Origin of the sequence: Kitasatospora sp. NPDC127116, assembly GCF_042677365.1 — a bacterium.
Taxonomy (GTDB): Bacteria; Actinomycetota; Actinomycetes; order Streptomycetales; family Streptomycetaceae; genus Kitasatospora; species Kitasatospora lactacystinica.
On the sequence record NZ_JBHXTL010000035.1, the window covers coordinates 35,175 to 59,657 of the forward strand.

General features: G+C 71.9%; 22 protein-coding genes. 6 read left to right on the forward strand and 16 right to left on the reverse strand.

Features of this window, described 5'->3' with window-relative positions:
* Nucleotides 1-14: 14 nt before the first annotated feature.
* Entirely contained in the window at nt 15-950 is a 936-nt protein-coding gene (gene rfbD / locus ACFVHV_RS16645) for a dTDP-4-dehydrorhamnose reductase (RefSeq protein WP_380351760.1), read from the reverse strand.
* Nucleotides 947-1,924: a dTDP-glucose 4,6-dehydratase gene (gene rfbB / locus ACFVHV_RS16650; protein ID WP_359897517.1), complete on the reverse strand. Its 978-nt coding sequence runs from the start codon at nt 1,922-1,924 to the stop codon at nt 947-949. Before rfbB ends, rfbD begins: the two co-directional genes overlap by 4 nt.
* An 81-nt stretch (nt 1,925-2,005) precedes the next feature.
* On the opposite strand from rfbB, the gene rfbA reads away from it, so the two are divergent.
* A complete protein-coding gene (rfbA, locus tag ACFVHV_RS16655) occupies nt 2,006-2,881 on the forward strand; it encodes a glucose-1-phosphate thymidylyltransferase RfbA (RefSeq protein ID WP_359897518.1) in 876 nt (291 codons plus the stop codon).
* Nucleotides 2,878-3,477, forward strand: coding sequence for a dTDP-4-dehydrorhamnose 3,5-epimerase (rfbC, locus tag ACFVHV_RS16660; protein ID WP_359897519.1), 600 nt, complete (start codon nt 2,878-2,880; stop codon nt 3,475-3,477). Before rfbA ends, rfbC begins: the two co-directional genes overlap by 4 nt.
* Before the next feature lie 74 nt (nt 3,478-3,551).
* Here rfbC and ACFVHV_RS16665 read toward each other — a convergent pair whose 3' ends face one another.
* The 9 genes from ACFVHV_RS16665 to ACFVHV_RS16705 form a co-directional block, all read right to left on the reverse strand.
* Entirely contained in the window at nt 3,552-4,001 is a 450-nt protein-coding gene (locus ACFVHV_RS16665; RefSeq protein ID WP_359897520.1) for a GtrA family protein, read from the reverse strand.
* Nucleotides 3,998-4,960, reverse strand: coding sequence for a glycosyltransferase family 2 protein (locus ACFVHV_RS16670; RefSeq protein ID WP_359897521.1), 963 nt, complete (start codon nt 4,958-4,960; stop codon nt 3,998-4,000). Before ACFVHV_RS16670 ends, ACFVHV_RS16665 begins: the two co-directional genes overlap by 4 nt.
* A 190-nt stretch (nt 4,961-5,150) precedes the next feature.
* On the reverse strand, nt 5,151-6,344 hold the full coding sequence (gene tuf / locus ACFVHV_RS16675) for an elongation factor Tu (protein WP_359897522.1): 1,194 nt from the start codon (nt 6,342-6,344) through the stop codon (nt 5,151-5,153).
* Nucleotides 6,345-6,543: 199 nt separating this feature from the next.
* Nucleotides 6,544-8,649, reverse strand: coding sequence for an elongation factor G (gene fusA / locus ACFVHV_RS16680; protein WP_359897523.1), 2,106 nt, complete (start codon nt 8,647-8,649; stop codon nt 6,544-6,546).
* Between the two features lie 39 nt (nt 8,650-8,688).
* On the reverse strand, nt 8,689-9,159 hold the full coding sequence (gene rpsG, locus ACFVHV_RS16685) for a 30S ribosomal protein S7 (protein ID WP_030055803.1): 471 nt from the start codon (nt 9,157-9,159) through the stop codon (nt 8,689-8,691).
* A gap of 2 nt (nt 9,160-9,161) precedes the next feature.
* Nucleotides 9,162-9,533 carry a 30S ribosomal protein S12 gene (gene rpsL / locus ACFVHV_RS16690; protein WP_014144289.1) on the reverse strand — a complete coding sequence of 124 codons (372 nt, stop codon included), beginning with the start codon at nt 9,531-9,533 and terminating at the stop codon, nt 9,162-9,164.
* A gap of 376 nt (nt 9,534-9,909) precedes the next feature.
* A complete protein-coding gene (locus ACFVHV_RS16695; RefSeq protein ID WP_359897524.1) occupies nt 9,910-11,511 on the reverse strand; it encodes a DUF2142 domain-containing protein in 1,602 nt (533 codons plus the stop codon).
* A 47-nt stretch (nt 11,512-11,558) separates the two neighbouring features.
* Nucleotides 11,559-13,157 (reverse strand): hypothetical protein, encoded by a 1,599-nt coding sequence (locus tag ACFVHV_RS16700; protein ID WP_359897525.1) that lies wholly within the window; start codon nt 13,155-13,157, stop codon nt 11,559-11,561.
* A gap of 266 nt (nt 13,158-13,423) precedes the next feature.
* The gene (locus ACFVHV_RS16705) at nt 13,424-13,975 is read right to left on the reverse strand and encodes a DUF1707 and DUF4190 domain-containing protein (protein WP_380351764.1); all 552 of its coding nucleotides are present in this window, start codon (nt 13,973-13,975) and stop codon (nt 13,424-13,426) included.
* A 266-nt stretch (nt 13,976-14,241) separates the two neighbouring features.
* On the opposite strand from ACFVHV_RS16705, the gene ACFVHV_RS16710 reads away from it, so the two are divergent.
* The 4 genes from ACFVHV_RS16710 (at nt 14,242) to ACFVHV_RS16725 (ending at nt 19,247) form a co-directional block, all read left to right on the forward strand.
* Nucleotides 14,242-15,063, forward strand: coding sequence for an ABC transporter ATP-binding protein (locus tag ACFVHV_RS16710; protein WP_359897527.1), 822 nt, complete (start codon nt 14,242-14,244; stop codon nt 15,061-15,063).
* The gene (locus ACFVHV_RS16715) at nt 15,060-16,694 is read left to right on the forward strand and encodes a transporter (RefSeq protein ID WP_380351766.1); all 1,635 of its coding nucleotides are present in this window, start codon (nt 15,060-15,062) and stop codon (nt 16,692-16,694) included. The genes ACFVHV_RS16710 and ACFVHV_RS16715 overlap by 4 nt, the downstream gene beginning before the upstream one ends.
* A gap of 97 nt (nt 16,695-16,791) precedes the next feature.
* Complete coding sequence (locus ACFVHV_RS16720) at nt 16,792-18,063, forward strand: DUF2786 domain-containing protein (RefSeq protein ID WP_359897529.1); 1,272 nt, start codon at nt 16,792-16,794, stop codon at nt 18,061-18,063.
* A gap of 71 nt (nt 18,064-18,134) precedes the next feature.
* The gene (locus tag ACFVHV_RS16725; RefSeq protein WP_359897530.1) at nt 18,135-19,247 is read left to right on the forward strand and encodes an ADP-ribosylglycohydrolase family protein; all 1,113 of its coding nucleotides are present in this window, start codon (nt 18,135-18,137) and stop codon (nt 19,245-19,247) included.
* Nucleotides 19,248-19,263: 16 nt separating this feature from the next.
* Here ACFVHV_RS16725 and ACFVHV_RS16730 read toward each other — a convergent pair whose 3' ends face one another.
* The 5 genes from ACFVHV_RS16730 to ACFVHV_RS16750 form a co-directional block, all read right to left on the reverse strand.
* Nucleotides 19,264-20,583 (reverse strand): serpin family protein, encoded by a 1,320-nt coding sequence (locus ACFVHV_RS16730; RefSeq protein WP_380351768.1) that lies wholly within the window; start codon nt 20,581-20,583, stop codon nt 19,264-19,266.
* 55 nt (nt 20,584-20,638) lie between these two features.
* A complete protein-coding gene (locus ACFVHV_RS16735) occupies nt 20,639-21,637 on the reverse strand; it encodes an ADP-ribosylglycohydrolase family protein (RefSeq protein WP_380351770.1) in 999 nt (332 codons plus the stop codon).
* Nucleotides 21,638-21,658: 21 nt separating this feature from the next.
* Nucleotides 21,659-22,873, reverse strand: a complete 1,215-nt coding sequence (locus ACFVHV_RS16740; RefSeq protein ID WP_359897533.1) for a cytochrome P450 — start codon at nt 22,871-22,873, stop codon at nt 21,659-21,661.
* A gap of 91 nt (nt 22,874-22,964) precedes the next feature.
* Entirely contained in the window at nt 22,965-23,705 is a 741-nt protein-coding gene (locus ACFVHV_RS16745; protein WP_359897534.1) for a Sir2 family NAD-dependent protein deacetylase, read from the reverse strand.
* Nucleotides 23,706-23,796: 91 nt separating this feature from the next.
* Nucleotides 23,797-24,432, reverse strand: coding sequence for a hypothetical protein (locus tag ACFVHV_RS16750; RefSeq protein ID WP_359897535.1), 636 nt, complete (start codon nt 24,430-24,432; stop codon nt 23,797-23,799).
* Between the last annotated feature and the right edge of the window lie 51 nt (nt 24,433-24,483).

A 24,483-nucleotide genomic window follows, 5' to 3' on the forward strand; every position in this document is an offset into this window, starting at 1 on the left:
CGTCAGTGCGTTCTTCACTGAGGTCTGTCGCTCTCGGTGGTCCGGGCCGTTGCGGCCAGTTCGGCGAAGACGGGCCGGGACAGCGCCTCGGCCAGCATGGCCCGCCACTCGGGCAGCGGCGCCAGTCCGGCGGCGGCCCAGCGGTCGTGGGCCAGCACGCTGAAGGCGGGGCGGGCGGCCGGGCGGACGAAGGCCTCCGACGTGGTCGGGCGGATCCGCTCCCGGTCCAGCCCGCTCAGCGCGTAGGTCTCGCCGGCCAGTCCGCACCAGGTGGTGCGGCCGCTCGCGGTGCCGTGGTAGACCCCGGCCGGGGCCTGCCCGGCGAGCGCGGCCCGGCCGAGCTCGACCAGGCGGCCGGCCAGCGCGTACGACCAGGTCGGCTGGCCGTGCTGGTCGTCCACCACGTCCAGGGTGTCCCGCTGGGCGGCGAGCTTGAGCATGGTGGCCACGAAGTTCGGGCCGTGCTCGCCGTACAGCCAGGCGGTGCGCACGATGTAGCCGTGCTCGGGGAGGAGTTCGGCGACCGCCTGCTCCCCCACCAGCTTGCTGCGGCCGTACGCGTTCACCGGAGCGGTCGGGGCGTCCTCCGGGCAGGGCTCGGTGGCGTCGCCCGGCAGGACGTAGTCGGTGGAGACGTGCAGCAGCCGCGCGCCGGTGCTGGCGCAGGCCGCGGCCAGGTGGCGCACGCCGGTGCCGTTGACGGCGGTGGCGGCTGCCTCCTCGGTCTCCGCACCGTCGACGTTCGTCCACGCGGCGCAGTTGACCACGATGTCGTGGCCCTCGACGGCGGCCAGGACGGCCGCCGCGTCGGTGATGTCGAGGTCCGCCCGGCGCAGCGCGGTGATCTCGGCGGTCCCGTCGGCGCCCAGCACCGACAGCAGGTCCTGCCCGAGCATCCCGGCCGCGCCGGTGACCAGCCAGCGCACGGGCGCGGCGGCGTTCGCGGTCACTTGGCCAGGGCCGCCTTCTGCTTCAGCGGCTCCCACCAGGCGCGGTTCTCGCGGTACCAGGCGATGGTCGCGGCGAGGCCGTCCTCGAAGCGGACCTGCGGCTCGTAGCCGAGCTCCTCGCGGATCTTGCTGATGTCGATCGAGTAGCGGAGGTCGTGGCCCTTGCGGTCCGCGACGTGCTCGACCATGTCCCAGCCGGCGCCGGCGGCCTCCAGCAGCAGGCCGGTCAGCTCCTTGTTGGTCGCCTCGGTGCCGCCGCCGATGTTGTAGACCTCGCCGGCGCGGCCGCCGCGCATGACCAGCTCGATGCCCCGGCAGTGGTCCGAGACGTGCAGCCAGTCGCGGACGTTGCCACCGTCGCCGTACAGCGGCACCTTCTTGCCGTCGATCAGGTTGGTGGTGAACAGCGGGATGACCTTCTCCGGGAACTGGTAGTGCCCGTAGTTGTTGGAGCAGCGGGTCACCACGACGTCCATGCCGTGGGTGCGGTGGTAGGCCAGCGCCAGCAGGTCGGAGGAGGCCTTGGAGGCCGAGTACGGGGAGTTCGGCTCGAGCGGCCAGGTCTCGGTCCAGGAGCCCTCGTTGATCGAGCCGTACACCTCGTCGGTGGAGATGTGGACGAAGCGGCCGACGCCGTGCTTGCGGGCCGCGTCGAGCAGCACCTGGGTGCCGACGACGTTGGTCAGCACGAACGGGCCCGCGCCGGCGATCGAACGGTCCACGTGGGACTCGGCGGCGAAGTGCACCACCACGTCGTGTCCAGGCATGACCTGGTCGACGGCGTCCGCGTCGCAGATGTCGCCCTGGACGAAGGTGTAGCCCTTGTGGTCGGCCACCGGAGCGAGGTTCTCCAGGACGCCCGAGTAGGTGAGCTTGTCAAAGACCGTGATCCGGGCATTCTCGTCAGCCCCGAGGAGCTGACGGACGAACTCCGAACCGATGAATCCGGCGCCGCCGGTCACGAGGATGCGCATAATGCGCGTAGTCTACCGCCGCCCGAACGCCCTCCCGACCCGGCCCCTCCCGCGTTCACCGATCTCGAATAGGGTGCACCCATGCGTGGAATCCTCCTGGCCGGCGGCACCGGCTCGCGGCTGTGGCCCCTGACCCGTGCGGTGTCGAAGCAGCTCCTCCCGGTCTTCGACAAGCCGATGATCTACTACCCCCTCTCGACCCTGGTGATGGCCGGGATAAGCGAAATCCTGATCATCACCACCCCGAACGACCGGGACCAGTTCGAACGACTGCTGGGCGACGGTTCCCAGTTCGGCCTGAAGCTCCAGTACGCCGTCCAGGAGAAGCCCGAGGGCATCGCCCAGGCCTTCGTGCTCGGCGCGGACTTCATCGGCGACGAGCCGGTGGCCCTGATCCTCGGCGACAACATCTTCCACGGCACCGGCCTGGGCACCGCGCTCACCGAGCACTCCGACATCAAGGGCGGCCGGGTCTTCGCGTACCCCGTGGCCGACCCGACCGCGTACGGCGTGGTCGAGTTCGACGGGACCGGCCAGGTCATCTCCATCGAGGAGAAGCCGACCGAGCCCAAGTCCCGTTACGCCGTCCCCGGCCTGTACTTCTACGACAACCGGGTCGTCGAGATCGCCCGCACGCTGGAGCCGAGCGCCCGCGGCGAGCTGGAGATCACCGCCGTCAACGACGCCTACCTGCGCACCGGCGACCTGCACGTGACGATCCTCGACCGCGGCACCGCCTGGCTGGACACCGGCACGTTCGTGTCGATGGTCCAGGCCTCGGAGTTCGTCCGGGTCATCGAGGAGCGCCAGGGCTTCAAGATCGGCTGCATCGAGGAGGCCGTCTGGCGGGCCGGGCTGATCGACGACGCCCAGCTGCGCGAGCTCGCCGAGCCGCTGCTGAAGAGCGGCTACGGCCAGTACCTGGTGGGCCTGCTCGAAGAGGCGGCCGCCAAGTGAAGTTCCGTGAGCTCTCCATCGAGGGCGCCTTCGAAATCACCCCTCAGGTGCACGGCGACGCCCGCGGCCACTTCACCGAGTGGTACCGCTTCGACCGCCTCGCCGAGGTCGTCGGCCACCCGCTGAACCTGGCCCAGGCCAACCTGTCGCTCTCCGCCAAGGACGTCGTCCGCGGCATCCACTTCGCCGACGTCCCGCCCGGCCAGGCCAAGTACGTGGCCTGCACCCGCGGCGCGGTGCTGGACGTCATCGTCGACCTGCGGGTCGGCTCGCCGAACTTCGGCAAGTGGGAGTTCGTCCGGCTGGACGACACCGAGCGCAAGGCCGTCTACATCCCGGAGGGCCTCGGCCACGGCTTCTGCGCCCTCACCGACGACGCCACGCTGACCTACCTCTGCTCGGCGACGTACAACCCGACCGGCGAGCACGGCGTGCACCCGCTGGACCCGGATCTCGGCATCGAGTGGCCGACCGACGCCCCGCAGCTCTCGGCCCGCGACGCGGTGGCGCCCTCCCTCGCGGAGGCGCTCGCCGACGGCCTGCTGCCGGACTACCAGGCCTGCAAGGCCTACACGGACTCGCTGAAGCAGCAGTAGCGCAGCCCGGCCCACACGGAGGGGGCGCGTGCCACGGCACGCGCCCCCTCCGTCGTCGTCTCCCCCGCGCCGGCTCAGGGCGTCCGGAAGACCCACACCTTGGCCAGCACGAACCGGACCACCGTGGCGAGGCCGTTGGCCACCACCAGCCCGGCCACCTCGACCGTCCGGGAGGCGTGCGGCACCGCCACGTCCAGCAGCGCCAGGGCGCCGCTGGACAGGCCCAGCCCGATCAGGAACGCGACCGCACCCTGCAGTTGGTGGCGCACCGCGCCGTCCGAGCCGGTGATGCCGAAGGTGAAGCGGCGGTTGGCCGCGGTGTTGGCCACCGCGCTGACCGCCAGCGCGATCAGGTTGGCCACCTGCGGCGAGGTCACCAGCCGCAGCAGCACGAACAGCGCCAGGCAGAAGACGGTGCTCAGCACCCCGATCACCAGGAAGGACGGCAGCAGCCGGCGGACCGGCCGGGGTGCCTCTGCGGGCTCCTCGCGCTCGTCCCGGGCCGTGGGGAGGCTCTCGTTCACGCGCCCGCACCGTACCGGTCCGGCTCCTCCGCCGAGTCGTAGCCGACGAAGTACGCGGGCCGCGCCTGGACCGCCGAGTAGATCCGGCCGACGTACTCGCCCAGCAGGCCGACGCAGACCAGCTGCACGGCGCCGATGAAGAGCATCCCTATGAACAGCGAGGACCAGCCGGGCACGGTGGAGCCGACGGCGTACGCGACCGTGGTGTAGAGCGCCAGCAGGATGCAGACCAGGAAGCTGAACAGCCCGAGCCAGGTGGCCAGTCGCAGCGGGGCGGCGGAGAAGTTGGTGACGCTGTCGAACGCGAGCCGGACCATCTTGGACAGCGGGTAGTGGCTGCTCCCCGCGATCCGCTCCTCGCGCACGTAGACCACCTCGCCGCTGGGGAAGCCCAGCCAGGGCACCAGCAGCCGGTAGACCGGCTGGTGCTCGGGCATCGCCTTGAGCGCGTCCACGGCCGCCCGGCTGAGCAGCCGGAAGTCGCCGGCCTGGTTGGGCATCCGCTTGCCGACCAGTCGGCGCATCAGCCGGTAGTACCCGCCGGCGGTGTGCCGCTTGAAGAAGGTGTCGGTGCCGCGGTCGCCGCGCACGCCGTAGACGATGTCCAGGTTCTGCTCGCGGGCGAGCGCCAGCATCTCGGGGATCTTCTCCGGCGGGTCCTGGAGGTCGGCGTCGATGGAGACCACGTAGTCGCCGAAGGCGCGGTGGAGGCCGGCGGTGAGGGCGGCCTGGTGCCCGGAGTTGCGGGCGAAGCGGACGATGCGGAACTCCGGCCAGTCCTGGCGGATCTTCTGCATCAGCACCGGGGTGACATCGGTGCTGCCGTCGTCGACGCCGACCACCTCGTAGCTCACGTCGAGCCCGTCGAGGATCGGCCGCAGCCGTTCGACGGTCAGCGGGAGCGCCTCCTGCTCGTTGTAGATAGGCATCACGACCGACAACAGCGGTGCCGTTGACATGCGTTGGTCCCACTTTCCACGACGGCCGGGCTGGATGTCGCCCGACCATAACAGTCTGCGATGAGCGGCCGCTGAAAGGAGGCGCGCTCCGGTGAACCGCTGATGAGACGCCGAAGGGCCCCGCGCACCGTGCGGTGCGCGGGGCCCTTCGGACTGAGCCTGTACGAGGCAGGCAGGTCAGACCATCAGATTACTTGATGATCTTGGTGACCTGGCCGGCGCCGACGGTGCGGCCACCCTCACGGATGGCGAACTTCAGGCCCTCCTCCATGGCGATCGGCTGGATCAGCGCGACGGTCATGGCGGTGTTGTCGCCCGGCATGACCATCTCGGTGCCCTCGGGGAGGGTCACGACGCCGGTCACGTCCGTGGTACGGAAGTAGAACTGCGGGCGGTAGTTGTTGAAGAACGGGGTGTGGCGGCCACCCTCGTCCTTCGACAGGATGTAGGACTGCGCCTCGAAGTCGGTGTGCGGCGTAACCGAACCCGGCTTGATGATGACCTGGCCGCGCTCGACGTCCTCGCGCTTGATGCCACGGAGCAGCAGACCGACGTTCTCACCGGCCTGGCCCTCGTCGAGCAGCTTGCGGAACATCTCGATGCCGGTGACCGTGGTGGTGGTCTTGGTCTCCTTGATGCCGATGATGTCGACAGTCTCGTTGACCTTGAGGATGCCACGCTCGATACGACCGGTGACGACGGTGCCACGACCGGTGATCGTGAAGACGTCCTCGATCGGCATCAGGAACGGCTGGTCCACGGCGCGGGCCGGGGTCGGGATGGCCTCGTCGACCGCGTGCATCAGGCCGAGGAGCTTCTCGCCCCACTCCTTGTCGCCCTCCAGCGCCTTCAGCGCGGAGACGCGGACGACCGGCAGGTCGTCGCCCGGGAACTCGTACTCGGAGAGCAGCTCGCGGACCTCGAGCTCGACGAGCTCCAGGATCTCCTCGTCGTCCACCATGTCGGCCTTGTTCAGGGCGACGACGATGTACGGAACGCCGACCTGGCGGGCCAGGAGGACGTGCTCCTTGGTCTGCGGCATCGGGCCGTCGGTGGCGGCGACCACGAGGATGGCGCCGTCCATCTGGGCAGCACCGGTGATCATGTTCTTGATGTAGTCGGCGTGACCCGGGCAGTCGACGTGGGCGTAGTGGCGCGCCTCGGTCTGGTACTCGACGTGCGCGATGGAGATGGTGATACCGCGCTGCCGCTCCTCCGGCGCCTTGTCGATCTGGTCGAACGGCGTGAAGGGGTTGATCTCCGGGTACGCGTCGTGCAGCACCTTGGTGATGGCCGCGGTCAGCGTGGTCTTACCGTGGTCGATGTGACCGATGGTGCCGATGTTGACGTGGGGCTTCGTCCGCTCGAACTTCGCCTTCGCCACTGAGTCCTCCTGAGGACAGTTCCTGTACGCCGTGCTGACGCCAGTTGGTCTTTGATCGGTTTTGGTGCGGGTTGTCCGGAGGACATCCCGTGCCGTCCCGCTGGTGGGGGGGCCGGAGGCCCCGGGAGGATCCGACCGGATCCTCCCGGGTTGCCTCCGAATAGCCTAAGGCTTCGCTATCGTCCCGATTATCGGGACGTCACTCGCCCTTGGCCTTGGCGATGATGTCGTCCGCCACGTTCTTCGGAACCTCGGCGTACGAGTCGAACTGCATCGAGTAGCTCGCGCGACCAGAGGTCTTGCTGCGCAGGTCACCGACGTAGCCGAACATCTCGGAGAGGGGCACCAGCGCCGTGACGACGCGGGCACCGTGACGCTCGTCCATGGACCGGATCTGGCCACGGCGAGAGTTGATGTCGCCGATCACGTCGCCCATGTAGTCCTCGGGCGTGGTGACCTCGACGGCCATCATCGGCTCGAGGAGGACCGGCTTGGCCTTCCGCGCGCCTTCCTTGAACGCCATCGAACCGGCGATCTTGAACGCGAGCTCGGAGGAGTCGACGTCGTGCGCCTGACCGTCGAGCAGGCTCACGCGGACACCCTGCAGCGGGTAGCCGGCGAGGATGCCGAACTCCATGGCCTCCTGGCAACCGGCGTCGACCGACGGGATGTACTCGCGCGGAACGCGGCCACCGGTGACCTTGTTGACGAACTCGTAGCCCTCGGCCTGCTCGAGCGGCTCGATCGCGATCTGCACCTTGGCGAACTGACCGGAACCACCGGTCTGCTTCTTGTGGGTGTAGTCGATGCGCTCGACCGCCTGGCGGATGGTCTCGCGGTACGCGACCTGCGGCTTGCCGACGTTGGCCTCGACCTTGAACTCACGGCGCATACGGTCGACCAGCACCTCGAGGTGCAGCTCGCCCATACCCGCGATGATGGTCTGGCCGGTCTCCTCGTCCGTGTTGACCTGGAAGGACGGGTCCTCCTCGGCGAGACGCTGGATGGCAACACCCAGCTTCTCCTGGTCACCCTTGGACTTGGGCTCGATCGCGACGCGGATGACCGGGGCCGGGAAGTCCATGGACTCCAGGATGACCGGGTTCTTCTCGTCGGACAGCGTCTCACCGGTGGTGGTCTGCTTCAGGCCCATGACGGCGATGATGTCGCCGGCGCCCACCGAGTCGATCTCCTCACGCTTGTTCGCGTGCATGCGGTAGATCTTGCCGATGCGCTCCTTCTTGCCCTTGACGGCGTTCAGCACCGAGGTGCCGGACTCCAGGCGGCCCGAGTAGACCCGGACGAAGGTGAGCTTGCCGAGGTGCGGGTCCGACATGATCTTGAACGCGAGCGCGGCGAGCGGCTCGTCGTCCGAGGCCTTGCGGGAGATCTTGACCGTGTCGTCGCCGGGCTTGGTGCCCTCGATGGACTCGATGTCCAGCGGCGACGGCAGGTACTTGACGACCGCGTCGAGCAGGGGCTGAACGCCCTTGTTCTTGAAGGCGGTACCGCAGAAGATCGGGGTGAAGTCCGAGTTCAGGGTGCCCTTGCGGATCGCGTCCTGCAGCAGCTCGACCGGGATCTCCTCGCCCTCCAGGGCGAGCTCCATGATCTCGTCGCTGACGTTCGAGACCGTGTCGATGAGCGCCTCGCGGTACTCCTCGGCCTGCTCCTGCAGGTCGGCCGGGATGTCGACGACGTCGTACATCTCGCCCTTGGCGGCCTCGGCGGACCAGACCAGCGCCTTCATGCGGACCAGGTCGACAACGCCCTGGAAGTCCGACTCGGCACCGATCGGCAGCTGCATGACCAGCGGGGTGGCGCCGAGGCGGTCCACGATGGTCTTGACGCAGAAGAAGAAGTTCGCGCCCGTGCGGTCCAGCTTGTTGATGAAGCAGATGCGCGGGACGCCGTAGCGGTCAGCCTGCCGCCACACGGTCTCGGACTGGGGCTCGACACCGGCGACACCGTCGAACACCGTCACGGCACCGTCGAGGACGCGCAGCGAACGCTCCACCTCGACGGTGAAGTCGACGTGGCCCGGGGTGTCGATGATGTTGATGGTGTTGTCGACGTCGTCAACGGTCCAGTGACAGGTCGTCGCGGCCGACGTGATCGTGATGCCGCGCTCCTGCTCCTGCTCCATCCAGTCCATGGTGGCAGCGCCATCGTGGACCTCACCGATCTTGTACGAGACACCGGTGTAGAACAGGATCCGCTCGGTGGTGGTGGTCTTGCCCGCGTCGATGTGCGCCATGATCCCGATGTTGCGGACCCTGGCGAGGTCAAGGGAGGTTGCAGCCATGGTGGCTCGTTCTCTCTCTGTCTAGTGACGGGGTAGGGACTACCAGCGGTAGTGCGCGAAGGCCTTGTTGGACTCGGCCATCTTGTGGGTGTCCTCACGACGCTTCACGGAAGCGCCCAGGCCGTTGCTGGCGTCGAGGATCTCGTTCATCAGGCGCTCGGTCATGGTCTTCTCGCGACGGGCGCGGGAGTAACCGACCATCCAGCGCAGCGCCAGGGTGCTGGCGCGGCCCGGACGGACCTCGACCGGAACCTGGTAGGTCGCGCCACCGACACGGCGGGACTTGACCTCGAGGGCCGGCTTGACGTTCTCCAGCGCGCGCTTCAGCGTCACGACGGGGTCCGAGCCGGTCTTCTCACGGACGCCCTCGAGGGCGCCGTAGACGATCCGCTCAGCGGTGGAGCGCTTGCCGTGCAGCAGGATCTTGTTGACCAGCTGGGTGACGACCGGGGAGCCGTAAACCGGGTCGATGATGACCGGGCGCTTCGGGGCGGGGCCCTTACGAGGCATTCTTACTTCTCCTTCTTGGCGCCGTAGCGGCTGCGGGCCTGCTTGCGGTTCTTGACACCCTGGGTGTCGAGCGAACCGCGGATGATCTTGTAGCGGACACCAGGAAGGTCCTTCACACGACCACCGCGCACCAGCACGATGGAGTGCTCCTGCAGGTTGTGGCCCTCGCCCGGGATGTAAGCGGTGACCTCGATCCCGCTGGTGAGGCGCACACGGGCGACCTTGCGGAGAGCCGAGTTCGGCTTCTTCGGGGTGGTCGTGTACACACGCGTGCAGACCCCACGGCGCTGCGGGGAACCCTTCAGCGCGGGAGTCTTGTTCTTCTCGACCTTGTCCTGCCGGCCCTTTCGGACCAGCTGCTGGATCGTAGGCACCGTTTCTCCGTTTTCTGTGTGCCAAGGCTTGGTGGAACTAACCTGCGATGTCTCCCTCGCACACGGCCCCGTGGTCGACCCACGCGGTCGGGTGTGTTGGGCTTGTTACGACACGGAATCCCATGGCTGCTGTACAGCGACGGCGCTCTACGCGCGGCGCGCTGGGAAGCGCTCCGGCTCGGCGCGGCGACCGGTGTGCATGCACGCACAAGGACCCGGGGACACCCCAGGCACAAGGTCAGAGCGTACCTAGCGCATCGGGCTCGGTCAAAACAAATGCAACGCCGCAGGTCGCGGGGCTTGCACCGAAAGCGGGCCGGGAACCGGGCCGGGGCGGGGCTCCCTACCACAACCGGGCAGCCCCCGCACCGCGACCCTACGCCTCCGCGTGGGCCCCGGCGAGCCGGGGCGGGTCCTGGCTGGCGCTGCCGCCGGCCGCCCCTGCCGACTGCGGCAGCGGGCGCTCCCGGTTGTCCGACACCGCCGTGAACAGCCCCAGCGCGAGCGCGGCCAGCGTGTACACGGCCAGCCAGAGCATCCAGGTGCCGGGCGGGGACCAGTGGGCCGGGTTGATCAGCAGCGGGCCGGTGCTGCCGACGGTGTTGCGGCGCAGCGCCCAGAGGAAGGCCGCGGCGTTGACCAGGGACAGCGAGAAGCCGGCGATCACCAGCAGCCGGCGCCAGGCGAAGCCGCCCCAGGGCAGCCGCTCGTGGCAGATCGCGGCGCACAGGATCGGCAGTCCGACGGCGAACGGCAGCAGGTAGCGGCCCTGCCAGATCATGCCCAGCTGGCGCGCCTGCATGGCCTGTGCCGCTATCGGTATCACCACGATGCCGGCCATCACGCCGACGATCGCCAGGGCGTCGCGGAACCGGGCGTAGCAGAGCGCGAACATCGCCAGGGCGAGCGCCACACCGCACCAGACCAGCAGCGTCGCGGCCGGCGCCTCGGCGTCCAGCCAGCCGAAGTAGCCGATCATCTGCTTCATGTAGAGCAGGCCGAAGTCGAAGGTCTTCCGGGCCGCGGCGAGCGGGGTGAGGTCGCTCGGGGTGTTGATGATCGAGTTGTCCGGGTGGCTCGACGACCAGGCCAGGGCCGCGACGGCCCCCGCCGCCGCCAGGCCGCCCCAGAGCCAGGTCACCTTGCGGCGGAGCACTTCGCGCACCGCCCCCTTCTGGCCCAGCAGCAGCGCGAAGAACAGGGCCCCGGCGAACCAGATCAGGCCCAGCGGGCGGATGCTGATCAGCACCAGCGCGCCGATTCCCAGCCGCGCCAGCCGGCGGTTCAGCAGGAGCGGGTCCGGGCTCATCAGCATCGGCAGCCCGGCGCTCCAGACCAGGATGCCCGCCGCGATCTCCGGACCGCTCGGGTTGACCACGCCGAACAGGAACAGCGCCATCGGCGTGGCCGCGGTGATCACGCCGAGCAGGGTGAAGGAGCGCCGCCGCCACTCCGCCGCCGAGACCACCGCGCTCGCCACCAGGGCGGAGCAGATCAGCGCCGACATCAGGCGCATCAGGTAGAAGGCCTTGGCCCCGTGGACCAGGAGGCTGGGCCAGCCCACCGCGAAGTAGTACGCCGGGTGGTAGCGGCCCGCCGCGGTGGTCACCAGGGTCTCCCCCGGACGGTCCACGAGCCGGGGCGCGCAGGAGGCCGGCTGCTCGGGCTTGAAGACGTAGCAGCTGTTGACGTCCTTGAGGTCCTGGTAGATGCGCGGGAGCTCGACCCCGGTCTCGGCGAACTGGCCCTCGATGCCGCCCACCAGGTGCGGGACCATGACCTCCCGTCCCTCGACCTGGCCCCGGGCGACGGCCGCCGCCCGGATCAGGTGTGCGTGCTCGTCCGGCGAGGCGCCGGTCGGCGAAGCGAACGCCCAGGCCCCACTCAGTGCGAACAGGATCGCGAACGCCACGACCCACAGACGCCTCGGTGAGGAGACGAGCCGGTCGGCGAGGCTCTTGACGGCGGTGATCATCATCAGGATTGGGCCTTCGGGGTCAGTTCGGGCTCATGGGCGGGAACTGGTTACTTGATCATGCTGAGCCATGACTGGTCACCGGTCTTGGAGCACTGCCCACCCGGCGCGAACTTCGGGCAGGTGCCGTCGAGGTTCTGCATGGTGTGCGACACCCACGGCAGGATGCGGTAGGTGTCCTCCTTCGCCGGCATGTAGCGGTCCGCCATCGACGAGGAGACCGTACCGAACAGGAAGAGAAGAGCGAACAGCGTACCGATCACGGCCGCCTGCGGACCCGGCAGGGCCGTTCCGGCGGTTCCGGCCGTCCCGGCGGCCTCCGCGGCCTCGGCGGCCCGGCGGCGCTCGGCCAGCCGGAGCGAGACCAGGTGGGCGAGCAGGGCGCAGAGCAGCAGGCCGCAGTAGAGCAGCTGGTTGTTGGTCCGGGTGTAGAGCTGGACCGTCTGCGTCTCGTACATGTGCGAGGCGATGAACATCCGCATCACCCAGGCGCTCGCGAACATGCAGCTGATGGTGACGATCACCGGCTTGCGGATGCCAAGCCAGAGGGCCGCGCCCAGTGCGACGAACATCACCACCGCGAACAGGTCCATGCCGCCGAACTCGCCGGGGATCGGCCAGTCCCCCACCTTGCCCGGCATGTCCGTACGCCACATCAGGAAGTACGCCGGGTCGGTGAAGTTGTCGAAGCGGAAGTTGGAGTCCTTGGTGTCCGGGGCCTCCGTCAGCATGGTCACCAGGTAGCTGCCGCAGACCAGCAGGAAGGCGACCCCGGTGGTGCCGAGGTACGCCAGGCCCTTGCGCCGGTCTTCGTGCCAGGGGAAGTACATCAGCGCCGCGACCAGCACGCCGAGGGCGCTCCACAGGAACCAGCCGGAGTACGTGAGGAACATCAGGCCCAGCAACGCCCCGAAGCCGCCCGCCTTCAGCAGCAGCAGCCGCCAGCCGTCCGTCCCGCTCCGGCGCAGGTGCACCACCACGGCGACCAGCACGGGCACCAGGACCACCAGCACGGTCTGGCTGTACGGCTTGTAGGCGTCGATCAGGGCGAAGGCCGGCAGCACGCCGAAGGCCAGTGCGCGGACCGGGCTGAGCAGCATGCGCCACGAGAGGTAGACCAGCGGGCCGAACGCGGCGGCGCCGAAGATCTGCAGGTCCTTGAAGGCGTACGCGGTGTTGCCGCCGCGGAACAGCTCCGCGTAGAAGCCCAGGGTGTAGAGCGGCGCCGGCGGGTAGACCGGCGAGCCCGAGGGCTGACCGTTCACCACCGCGTGGGCCCACTCGACGATGCGCTGGCTGTCGCCGTTCATGCCGAACATCGGCCAGGGCGTGCCGAGCAGCGCGATGACCGCGCCGGCCGCCACGAAGCCGCTGGCGAGACCGGCGATGGCGGCCGAGGAGAAACGGGACGCCAGGCCGAAGTGCCGGCCCGAGCGGAAGCGCATCGCGAGCACGACCGCGCCGAGCAGGAGGAAGCCGATGACCGCGAACCGCAGCTGCACCGCGGCGAGACCGCTCACCTGGGCGATCCGGTTCAGCGGGTCCATCTGGAAGCCGCGCGCCATCAGCGGGAGCACCAGGGCGGCCAGGAAGGAGACCACGGCCTCGCCCGCGAGCAGTGCCGGAGCCGACGTCCGGAGCCGGGCCACGGAGCGGCCCGCGGATCCACCGACCAGCGAACGCCCTCCGCTCGGCGGGATCCTGGAGGCCTCTTGGGCACTGACTGTCACTGGCACGGTCCTCAGCTCGTGGTCGCTCGCTCGGCCCGCCCGGCCCTTCGGCGTCGGCCGGTGACGGAGAACGTACTGCTTCCGGGTGCGCGGCGGCAGCCCCGGGCATCATAGGTCCTCCGTCTGAGGAAGGCCCCATCGGGAAGAACGGCCGACCGCCGTGGGATCACCCGACCGGGTGGGCCTCAGGCGAAGCCGAGGAGGATCATCAGGGTCCAGAACGCGCACCCCAGGTAGCCGATGACCAGGCCGAGGACGGCCGCCCAGTCGCCGTCCATGTTGCGGCGGCGGATCTCCGAGCGGGCGATGTGGCCGGTGATCACGGCGGGCGCGGAGAGGCCGACCAGACTGGCCACCAGGGAGACCACCGCGAGCACGTTGGTGGGGCGGGCCTGCGGCGGCGGGACGGCCATGAAGGTGGCCGGAACCGGCGTGGCGGCGGCGGCCGGCGGCGCCGTCATCGGCCCGGAGGGCAGGTCGGCCACCAGCACGGCCAGCTGACCGTAGGTCTGCGCCGCGGCCACGGCCTCGTGGCGCTGCTCGTACTCCTGGACGGAGAGCCGCCCCTCGGCGAACGCGGCCTTGAGCACGTCGAGCGTCCGGTCCCGGTCCGCGTGGCCCGCCCGCATCGCCGCCTGCGACGACACCGCGGGCGCGGGCACCGGCTGCCAGCCCCCCGCCGACCGCTTGCCGGGCGGATAGCCGGAACCGGGCTCGCCCCATGGTTGTACGGACATCCGCCACCTCCCGGTAGCGCGGCACCCCCGCGCACGTCACTGCTTCCTCATAGTGCAGGACGAACGGCCGAACTGAGTAGTTGCCAAATCGGCCCAGTAGCCGCCGAGAAGAGGATATTGGTCGGCGAGCCTCACCCGTTCGGCGGATGTGCTCAGGGGATGCTCAACTCGGGCGACAGCCTGTTCGAGCAGTGACAGGCTGAGCCCCGAGAGCTTCCACCAGCACGATGCCCACCACTCCACCACCACGAGCAGAGAAGGCCGCCATGCAGGCGTCAGCGCCGCCGTCCTCCGACCTCCCCGGGCCGGGAACCCCGTCCGCCGTCAGCATCCAGGGGCTCTGGAAGCACTTCGGCACCCAGGCCGCGGTGGCCGGGCTGAGCCTGGAGCTGCCGGCCGGGGCGTTCATCGGCCTGGTCGGGCCGAACGGCGCCGGCAAGACCACCACGCTGTCGATGGTCACCGGGCTGCTCCGGCCCGACCAGGGCACCGTCCTGGTGCACGGCACCGACGTGTGGGCGGACCCGGTCACGGTCAAGGCGCGGATCGGCATCCTGCCCGAGGGCCTGCGGATGTTCGAGCGGCTCAGCGGGCGCGAGCTGCTCCAGTACACCGGGCGGCTGCGCGGCCTGCCCGGCGCCGAGGTGGACCGGCGGGCCGAGGAGCTGCTGGCCGTCCTGGACCTCGGCCGCGACTCCGACAAGCTGGTCGCCGACTACTCCACCGGCATGCGCAAGAAGATCGGCCTGGCCGCGGCGCTGCTGCACAACCCGGACGTGCTGTTCCTGGACGAGCCCTTCGAGGGCGTCGACCCGGTCTCCGCCCAGACCATCCGCGGCGTGCTCAAGCGGTACGCGGCGGCCGGCTCCACGGTGGTCTTCTCCAGCCACGTGATGGAGCTGGTCGAACAGCTCTGCGACTGGGTCGCCGTGGTCAACGCCGGCCAGGTGATCGCCCAGGGACCGCTGGACACCGTACGGGGCGGGCGCAGCCTGCACGAGGCCTTCCTGGACCTGATCGGCGTGCGCGAGGACGACGGGCAGGCGCTCGGCTGGCTCGGCGGCGGGCAGCCCGGGGGTGCCCTGTGACCGAGCGGAGCGAGGCCACGCGCACGGCCTCGGTGCCCGACGGGCGGACGGTGGTGCGCGCCCTGGTCGCGCTCAAGCTGCGGCTGCTGCGCAACGGGCTGCGGCGCAGCCCCGGCCGGACCACCGTCTACGTGATCGGCGGCGTCGCGGGCCTGGCCCTCGCGGCCGGCGTCGCCGTCGCCATGAGCGCGCTGAACGGGCGCTACGCGGGCTCCGGGGACGCCGGGGTGATGCTGCTCGGCGTGCTGGCCCTGGGCTGGGCCGCCCTGCCGCTGTTCCTCTTCTCCAGCGACGAGAGCGCCGACCCGACCCGGCTGACCATGCTGCCGCTGCGGCCCGGCCCGCTGCTGCGCGGCTCGCTGCTGGCCGCGCTGATCGGACCGGGGCCGCTGATCAGCCTGGTGCTGGTGACCGGCGCGGTGCTGGCCGGCGCGGCCGGCGGCGCCTCGGCCGCGGTCGCGGTGCCCGCCGTACCGCTCGCGGTGCTCTGCCTGGTCACGCTCTCCCGGGCGGTCGCCGCGGGCAACGCCCGGATGCTCTCCAGCCGGCGCGGCAAGGACTTCGCGATCTTCGGCGGGCTGGCCTTCGCGCTGCTGGTGCAGGTCGCCAACGTCGGCTCGCAGAGCATCCTCGGCCGTCGGGGCGGACCGATCGACCTCACCCCGCTGAAGCCGATCGCCTCGGTGCTGCGCTGGATCCCGCCGATCAGCGCGGCGGACGCGCCGCGCACCGCCGGCGAGGGCCGGTACGGGCTCGCGCTGCTCCAGCTCGCCGCGGCCGCCGCGCTGCTGGCACTGCTGCTGCGCTGGTGGCGGCGGAGCCTGCAGGAGCTGATGGTCACCGCCGACTCCTCCACCCTGGAGGTGGCCCGGGGGGTGCAGAACTCGCGCGGCTGGCGCTTCCTGCCCCAGGGCCGCACCGGCGCGGTGATGCAGCGCCACCTGCGGTACGCCTGGCGCGAGCCGCGGGCCAAGGCCGCGCTGTTCACCAGCATCGGGATGACGCTGGTGATCTGCGTGCTGTCGATGGTTCAGGGCTGGGCGAGCGTCTACCTGCTGGCGATGACCGGGGTGTTCCTCGGACTGCAGATGCTCAACCTGTTCGGCATGGACGGCTCGGCGTTCTGGATGGTCGCCGCCACCCTGCGCACCCCGGCCGACGCCCGGTCCGAGCTGCGCGGCCGGGCGTACGCGGTGCTGTCGTACGCCGTCCCGGTGACGGTGGTGCTGGGGCTGGTGCTGGCGGCCGTCACCGGCCGGTGGGGCGAGCTGCCGTCCGCGCTCGGCCTGGCGCTGACCCTCCTCGGCTGCGGGATCGCGCTGGGCTCGATGTTCAGCGTGCTGGCGCCCTACACCATGCCGGCCGACAGCAACCCGATGCGCAACGCCGCCCCCGGACAGGGCGGGCTGATCCTGCTCAACCAGTTCGGCTCGATGCTCGGCGTCACGGTGCTGGCACTGCCGGTCGGCGGCTACCTCGCCTGGGCGCTGGTCTCGGACGGGTCGAGCTGGCCGGTGCTGCTGGTCGGCCCGCTGTACGGCGCCCTGGTCGCGACGCTGGGCGTGCGGATGGCCGCGGGCCGGCTGCTGGAGCGCACGCCGGAGATCCTGGCCAAGGCCATCGAGCGCTGAGCCGCGGGCCCCGCCGGCCCGAGCGCCGGACGGTCTCCGCCGCGGCTCCGGCATCATGGGCAGGAGGCCGGACCGTCGAGGAGAGCAGGGACACACCGTGGGCGAGCGAGCGCAGCAGGCCGGGACCGCCGGGCCGCTGCTGGAGCAGGCGGTGCGGTCGGTGCTGACGGCACCGGAGGACGCACTGGACCTCGCCCTGGACACCGGGGCCTCGCTGCTGGCCGCCTCGGCCGGGCAGTGGCCCGAGGTGAGCCGGGCGGTGCTCGGCCACGCGGACGCCGCCGTCGGCCGCTGCTGGTCCGCCGGATGGCGGCCGGCCGACCTGGCGCGCGTGGTGCGGCGCGAGCTGCAGCCCGTCCACCTGGCCCTCGCGGTGGACCTGATCGCCGCCGAGGACCGCCGCCACCCCGCGGCCGGCCTGGACCGGCGCTGGCGGGAGCAGCTGCGCGAGCTGGAGGCCGAGGTGTGGTGGTCCGGCGACGAGGAGTACCTCGGCGCCTTCGCCCACCGGCACCGGCTGGACCGCTTCGCGCTCGCCACCGCCGTCCTGGAGCTGCTGCGCACCTGGGGCCGGCTGCCGCCGATCGCCCCGGTGGGGCCCGCTCCCGGGCAGGCCGTCCGGGGGCGGCACTCGGCGCCGGTGACCGGCGAGCCGCGGATGCTGGCGCGGATCCGGGCGCTGCTGGCCAAGGCCGAGTCCACCGAGTACCCGGAGGAGGCCGAGGCGCTGACCGCCAAGGCCCAGCAGCTGATGGCCCAGCACAGCATCGACGACGCGCTGCTGGCCGCGGCCGGCGCCGACCGCGACACCCCGGCGGCGCTGCGGATCGGGGTGGACAACCCGTACGAGGGTCCCAAGACGATGCTGCTGGACGCGGTCGCGGCGGCCAACCGGTGCCGGGTGGTGTGGGCGAAGGAGTTCGGCTTCTGCACCGTGGTCGGCTTCGACGGCGACCTGGACGGCGTCGAGCTGCTCTACACCTCGCTGCTGGTGCAGGCCACCCACGCGCTCAACAAGGCCGGCTCCCGCAAGGACTCGCGCAGCAAGGCGTTCCGGCAGTCCTTCCTGGTCGCGTACGCGGCGCGGATCCGCGAGCGGCTGACCGCCGCGACCGAGCGCGCCACCAGCGCCGCCGCGGCCGGCCGGCACCTGCGCGAGGACGGCACCGAGGAGCAGTTGCTGCCGGACGAGCGGCTGCTGCCCGCGCTCGCCGCCCGCTCCGAGGCGGTGGACGAGCAGGTCGACCGGCTGTTCCCGAAGCTGGTCTCGCAGCGGGTGCGGGTCAGCGACGGCGTGGGCTGGGCGGCCGGACGCGCCGCCGCCGACCGGGCCGCCCTGCACGGACGCGCCGGTGCGATCCGCCGGTAGGGCCCGTCCCGCCGATCATTCCCCGGGGACCTGATAGAACGTAGTCCGCCACGAACGAAGGGGGACGCGACGTGACGGATCCGGCGGCGGAGTCGGGGTACCGGGACCGGGTGCGCGGAGCGCTGCTCGGCGGAGCGATCGGCGATGCGCTGGGCTGGCCGGTGGAGTTCCAGCAACTCCACCAGATCCGGGACCGGTTCGGGCCGCAGGGCGTGACCACGCTGCCGGCCGGGCCCGGGCCGGTCGAGGTCACCGACGACACCCAGATGACGCTGTTCACCGCCGAGGGCCTGATCCGCGGCTTCGTCCGCGGCTGGACGGGCGGCGGCGGCTCGGTGCCGGAGGCCGTCCACGGCGCCTACCGGCGCTGGCTGCGGACCCAGTACCAGGGCGCGCCGGACACCGAGCCGCAGCCCCGCCCGTACGACGGCTGGCTGCTGAGCCGGCCCTTCCTGTACGCGCGGCGGGCGCCCGGCAACGCCTGCCTGAGCGGGGTGACCGAGCATCCGGCGTTCGAGGCGCCGTCCGCGATCGGGCTGCTGGGGCCGATCAACCCGGGTTCCAAGGGCTGCGGCACGGTGATGCGCTCGGCGCCGTTCGGGCTGGCCCGGCTCGGTGTCGAGCAGTCCTTCGGGCTGGCGGTGCAGTGCGCCCAGCTCACCCACGGACACCCGACCGGCTACCTCGCGGCCGGCGCCTTCGCGGCCCTGGTCGAGCGGCTCGCGGACGGCACCGAGCCGTGGGCGGCGGTCGGCGAGACGGTGGAGCAGATCCGCGAGCTGCCGAGTTCCAAGGAGACCGTCCAGGCGCTGGCCCGGGCGGTGCGGCTGGCCCAGGAGGCCGAGCCGGCCGCGGAGACGGTGGAGCGGGTCGGGCTCGGCTGGACCGCCGAGGAGTGCCTGGCCATCGCGGTGTACTCGCTGCTGGCGGCCACCCTGGACCCCGACCCGGTGCGCACCGCGCTGCTGCTGTCGGTGAACCACTCGGGGGACAGCGACTCGACCGGCGCGGTCTGCGGCAACCTGGTCGGGGCCGCGTACGGCGCCGCCGCGCTGCCCCCCGAGTGGGCCGGGGCGGTCGAGGGCCGGGCCGAGCTGCGGCAGGTCGCCGACGACCTGCTGGTGCTGTTCGGCAGCCGCGACCCGCTGCACCCCGGGCTCGGCGGGCGCTACCCCGCCTGGTGACCACCCGGCCCGGTGACTAGCCCGCCCGCGGGTCGGTGACCTGGCCGAGGAACAGCGGCGCGCCGCCCCGGGCGTCCCGGATCAGGAACAGGAACGGCCGGTCGACGTACACCTGGACCGGCCGTTCGGCGTTCGGCACCGCCATCACCTCCATCCCGACACCGCTGCCGGCCGCCGCGACCGTGCCGTCCTCGCCGACCTCGATCGTGGCCTTCTGCAACACCGTGCCGACGGCCAGCGGGTCCTTGGCGATGCCGCCGAAGTCGGCCGCGTCGAAGGCCGCCCGCACGCCGAGCGAGCGCAGCGCGGGGGTGAGCTCCTTCGAGGTGCCGAAGTGGAAGCGCGGCAGCCGGAGGTCGACCGGCCGCTCGGCGAGGGCCCCGAGGACGCGGTCGAGCTGGGGCTGGTCCAGGCCCTTGGCGAACGCGGCGAAGCCGCCCTGCGCGGGGACGATCAGGTCCATCACCAGCCCGCCCTCCGCGTAGGGCAGTTCGACGGCCTGCCAGGGCTCGCCGACGATCCCGCCGGAGCCGTCGGCGTACTTGAACTCCCCGCTCTGCCCCATCGTGGGGACGGCCGGGGCGGAGCCGTCGAGCTTGTGGAACGGGCGGTCGGCGGTGAGCGAGGGCTTGAAGGCGGAGGCCCACTTCGCCTTGAGGTACAGCGCGTCGGTGAGCACCAGCCGGGTGCTCGACGTGATCCCGTTCGAGCCGAACAGCTCCTTGATCCGGCCGTCGGTGGCCTTCTCCACGGCCGCGTTGACGGTCCTGCGGGCCCCGTCCGGGTCCTTGGCGAAGTCGGCCTGGTGGACCCCGGCGTCGAAGGCGGCGGCGAGGGTGGCGAGGTAGTCCGGCTCGACGGCCAGGCCCTGCTGGGTCCAGACGTCGTCGCTGCGGCGCAGGGTCAGCTTGTCGGTGGCCGGGACCGGCCGGTTCAGCGCGCCGGTGGCGAGCGCGTACTGCCGCGGGTCGAGCCCGGTGTGCAGGGCCTCGGCCAGTTCCCCGGCGGTGGCGCCGCGGGCTCCGGGCAGCAGCATGGCGAGCAGGGTGGCCAGGCCGGACGGGGAGACCACGAGGTTGCTCCCGGCGGCGTCCGGCTCGCTGGTCAGGGCGTGCAGCAGGTCCAGGCCGAAGGCGTCGGTGGCGCTCGCGGTGGCGGCCACCTGGGCCGGGTCGACGGCCGGCCGGCTCACGGGCGCGGACGCCCGGAGCTCCACGGGCGCGGCGGCCCCGGTGCTGCCGCAGCCGGCGAGCAGCGGCGTGGCGAGCGCGGCCGCGAGGAGCAGCGCCGCCGGGCGGCGGAGGGTGCGACGGGTTGCGGTGCTGCGGTTCGTCATGGCCCTTCGACGCGCCGCCCCGCCCACCGGTTCCGCCCGGCCGGCGTGCCCCGGATCAGTCCCAGAGCGCTCCGAACTCCAGCAGTTCGTCCCGGTGCTCGATCCGCTCCACCCAGTCGGCCGGCCAGGCCGCCTCGCCGTGGTGGGCGCCGGCGAAGGCGCCGGTCAGGCAGGCCAGCGAGTCGGAGTCGCCGCTGGAGCAGGCGGCCCGGCGGACGGCCGCCACCGGGTCGTCGGGCAGCAGCAGGAAGCAGAGCAGGCCGGTGCCGAAGGCCTCCTCGGCGACCCAGCCCTCGCCGGTGGCCAGGCACGGGTCGGCCTCGACGTCGGGGGCGGCGAGCGCCGCGTCCAGCCGGTCGAGCACCTGGAGGCACTCGTCCCAGCCGCGGGCGATGACGGCCTGCGGCGAGGAGCCGTACCAGTGGTCGGAGAGGTCGCCGAGCCAGAACGCGTCGTACCGCTCGCGGCCCGCCAGCGCGTACGCCCGCAGCACCCCGGGCAGTGCGGCGGGCGGGACGCCCTCGGCGAGCTTGCGCACGGCGTACGCGGTGAGGTCACTGGCGGCGAGCGCGGTCGGGTGGCCGTGGGTGAGCGCGGACTGCAGCTGGGCGGCGCCGGAGAGCTGCCGGGCGTCCAGGTCGCGGATCAGCCCGACCGGGGCGACCCGCATGTTGGCGCCGCAGCCCTTGGAGCCGACGTCGCTGGCCTGCTGCCAGCGGTACTCGTCGTGGCTGAGCCGCTGGCAGGCCCGCAGGCAGGTCATGCCGGGGGCGCGGTTGTTCTGCGGGGAGCGCCACCAGTCGACGAACTCCTCGCGGACCGGCCGTTCCAGCCGCAGGGGCGTCAGGGTCCCGCGCGCCAGGGCGGTGCGCAGGCCGCGGGCGAGGGCGAGCGTCATCTGGGTGTCGTCGGTGACCAGCGCCTTCTTCGGCAGCGGGAGCCGCCGCCAGTCCGGATGGTCGGCGGCGATCCGCTCGATGTCCTGGAACTCGGTCGGCCGGCCCATCGCGTCGCCGATCGCCAGCCCCAGCAGTGCCCCCGTCGCCTTGCCCACGGCAGCTCCCCCCTCTTCCCGTCACACCTCGACCAACAGCTCCTTGAGCCCGCGGATCACGTAGCCCGGGTTCCACTCGGGCTCGCGGACCAGCCGCAGGCCCGGGGCCCGGCGCAGCAGCGTGCCGTAGGACTCGGTGAGCTCCAGTCTGGCGAGCGGGGCGCCCAGACAGAAGTGGATTCCGGCGCCGAAGGTGATGTGCGGGTTGTCGGTGCGGCCGAGGTCGAGGCGGTCCGGGTCGGCGAAGCGCTCGGGGTCGCGGTTGGCGGAGCCGAAGAGCAGGGCGATCTCGGCGCCGCGCGGGATGGTGACGCCGCGGACCTCGATGTCCTCCAGCACCCAGCGCTCGAACATCTGCAGCGGGGTGTCCCAGCGCATCAGCTCCTCGATCGCGGTGGGCAGCAGTGCGTCCACCGAGCCGCGCAGCCGGGCGAGCTCCCCGGGGTTGCGGAACAGCGCCCACCAGCCGTTGCCGGTGGTGTTGACGGTCGCCTCGTGGCCGGCGTTGAGCAGCAGCACGCAGGTGGAGATCATCTCCTGCTCGCTGAGCGCGTCGGAGCCCTCCTGGGCCTGGATGAGCGCGCTGATCAGGTCCGTCCCGGGGTTGCCCCGGCGTTCGCGGATCAGGGTGCGCAGGTAGTCGGAGAACTCGATGCTCGCGGTGACGGCCCGGCGGGCGGTCTCCTCGGTGGGGTTGAGCTCGAACATCCCGGTGATGTCGGCGGACCAGGGCCGCAGCAGGTGGCGGTCGCCCTCCGGCACGCCGAGCATCTCGGCGATCACGGCGACCGGCAGCGGCTCGGCGACGGCGGAGATCAGGTCGCCGCCGCCGGCCGCGAGCAGCCCGTCGACCAGTTCGCCGGCCAGCCGCCGCACGGTGGGGCGCAGGCCCTCGACCATGCGCGGGGTGAAGGCCTTGGAGACCAGCCGGCGCAGCCGGGTGTGGTCGGGCGCCTCCAGGTCGAGCAGCCCGTGGTCGTTGAGGGTGTGGAAGGGCTCGTGCGCCGGGTCGGGCTCGGGGCGGCCGAACTCCTGGTGGCTGAAGCGGTGGGTGTAGGTGCGGCCGAGCCGCCGGTCGCGCAGCAGGGCGCTGACGTCCTCGTGGCGCGAGACGAGCCACTGGTTCGTGGGCTCGAAGTACGTCACCGGCGCGTGCTCGCGCAGTTCGGCGTACGCGTCGTACGGGTGGGCCACGAAGGCCGCCGACCAGGGGTCGAACTTCGCCGTCGTCGTCATCGGTCGATCACTCCAGGCCAGGAGGGGGGAAGCCGGAAAGATCATCGTACGCACGCGGTACATCCGGGAACATGACCCTTCCGGCGCCCGCTCAGGCCCGCTCCAGGACAAGTCGGCGCACCAGCTTCGGCAGCGCCTGCGAGATCGGCTCCCGGATCACCTCGGCCGCGGCCTCGTCGTAGGGCGTCGGCTCGCCGTTCACGATGATCAGCTTCGCCCCGGTCCGCACCGCGTTGTACGGCAGCCCCGCCACCGGGAACACCTGGAGGCTGGTGCCGACCGCGATGAAGACGTCGCAGGCCCGGGCGACCGAGTCGGCCTGCCCGAGCACCTCCGGGTCCAGGTTCTCGCCGAACATCACGATGCGCGGCTTGAGGATCCCCCCGCACTCCCGGCACGCCGGGTCCGGCTCGCCCGCCCCGACCCGCTCCAGCGCGTCCGCCATCGAACCGACCACCCGGCAGCGCAGGCACTGCGTCTCCCGCACGTTGCCGTGCAGTTCGAGCACCTTGCGGGCGGTCAGCCCGGACCTCTGGTGCAGCCCGTCGATGTTCTGGGTGAGCACCCGCAGCGGCAGCCCGGAGCGCTCCAGGTCGACCAGCGCCCGGTGCCCGGCGTTCGGCTCGGCGCCCAGCGCGCCCGTCTCCAGCCGCATCCGCCAGGCCCGCCGCCGGACCTCCGGGTCCTCCAGGTACGGCCCGATGGTGACCAGCTCCTGCGCCGACGGGTCCTTCTGCCACAGCCCCTGCGGGCCGCGGTAGTCGGGGATGCCGGAGTCCGTCGAGATGCCCGCGCCGGTGAGCACGGCGATCAGGGGGCGCTTCGCGTTCATACCCCGGACCGTACGGCCCGCGGCCCACGACCGGCCACCGAAAAACCCGGGGGCACCGGGCCGGGGCCCGCTTCGGGCCAGGACGCGCGTTTCAGGCCAGGGCGGCGCGCGGCGCGGCGGCCGGGCGGGCCAGCGGGGCGAGCGCGAGCAGGTAGCAGGCGGCGGCGAGCGGGACGAGGGCCAGGTCGACGCCCGAGGCCAGGGTGCCGAGCAGCGCCAGCACCGGGCTCCACCAGCGCAGCACCCGGGAGCGGCCCGCCGCGGCGGCGGTCAGCAGCGCCAGCAGGCCGACGTAGAAGAGCAGCGGGCCGACCTGGTAGACGACCGGCAGCACGCCCGGGACGTCCTGGACCCGGTCGAACAGCCGCGACTGCTCGGCCTTGTCCGCCGCCGCCAGCCCCACCACCAGGTCGATGCCGATCTGCGCCAGCGAGCAGAGCAGCCCCGCGAAGGCCGTCCCCAGCGCCGCCCCGGCCGCGGTCCGCCCGGCCGTGCCGCGCGGGGCGAGCCGCCGGTGCAGGGCGAGGAGGACGGGGGCGAACAGCAGCAGCCCGGCGAGCATCGCGGTGTGCCCCGCCGTCCAGCCGGGGCCGGGCGCCCGGGAGCCCGGCACCAGGCGGATGCCGCCGTAGAGGGCCATCAGGGCGGGGGCGCCGACGACGGCGTACGGCGTGAGGCCGCTGAGGCGGGTGGGGCGGGTGTTCCGGGCATCCAGGGCGGTGTTCATCCGATGGTCTCCAGCGGTGTGGTCCGTTCCGACACCGCAGAGCCTCCCGGC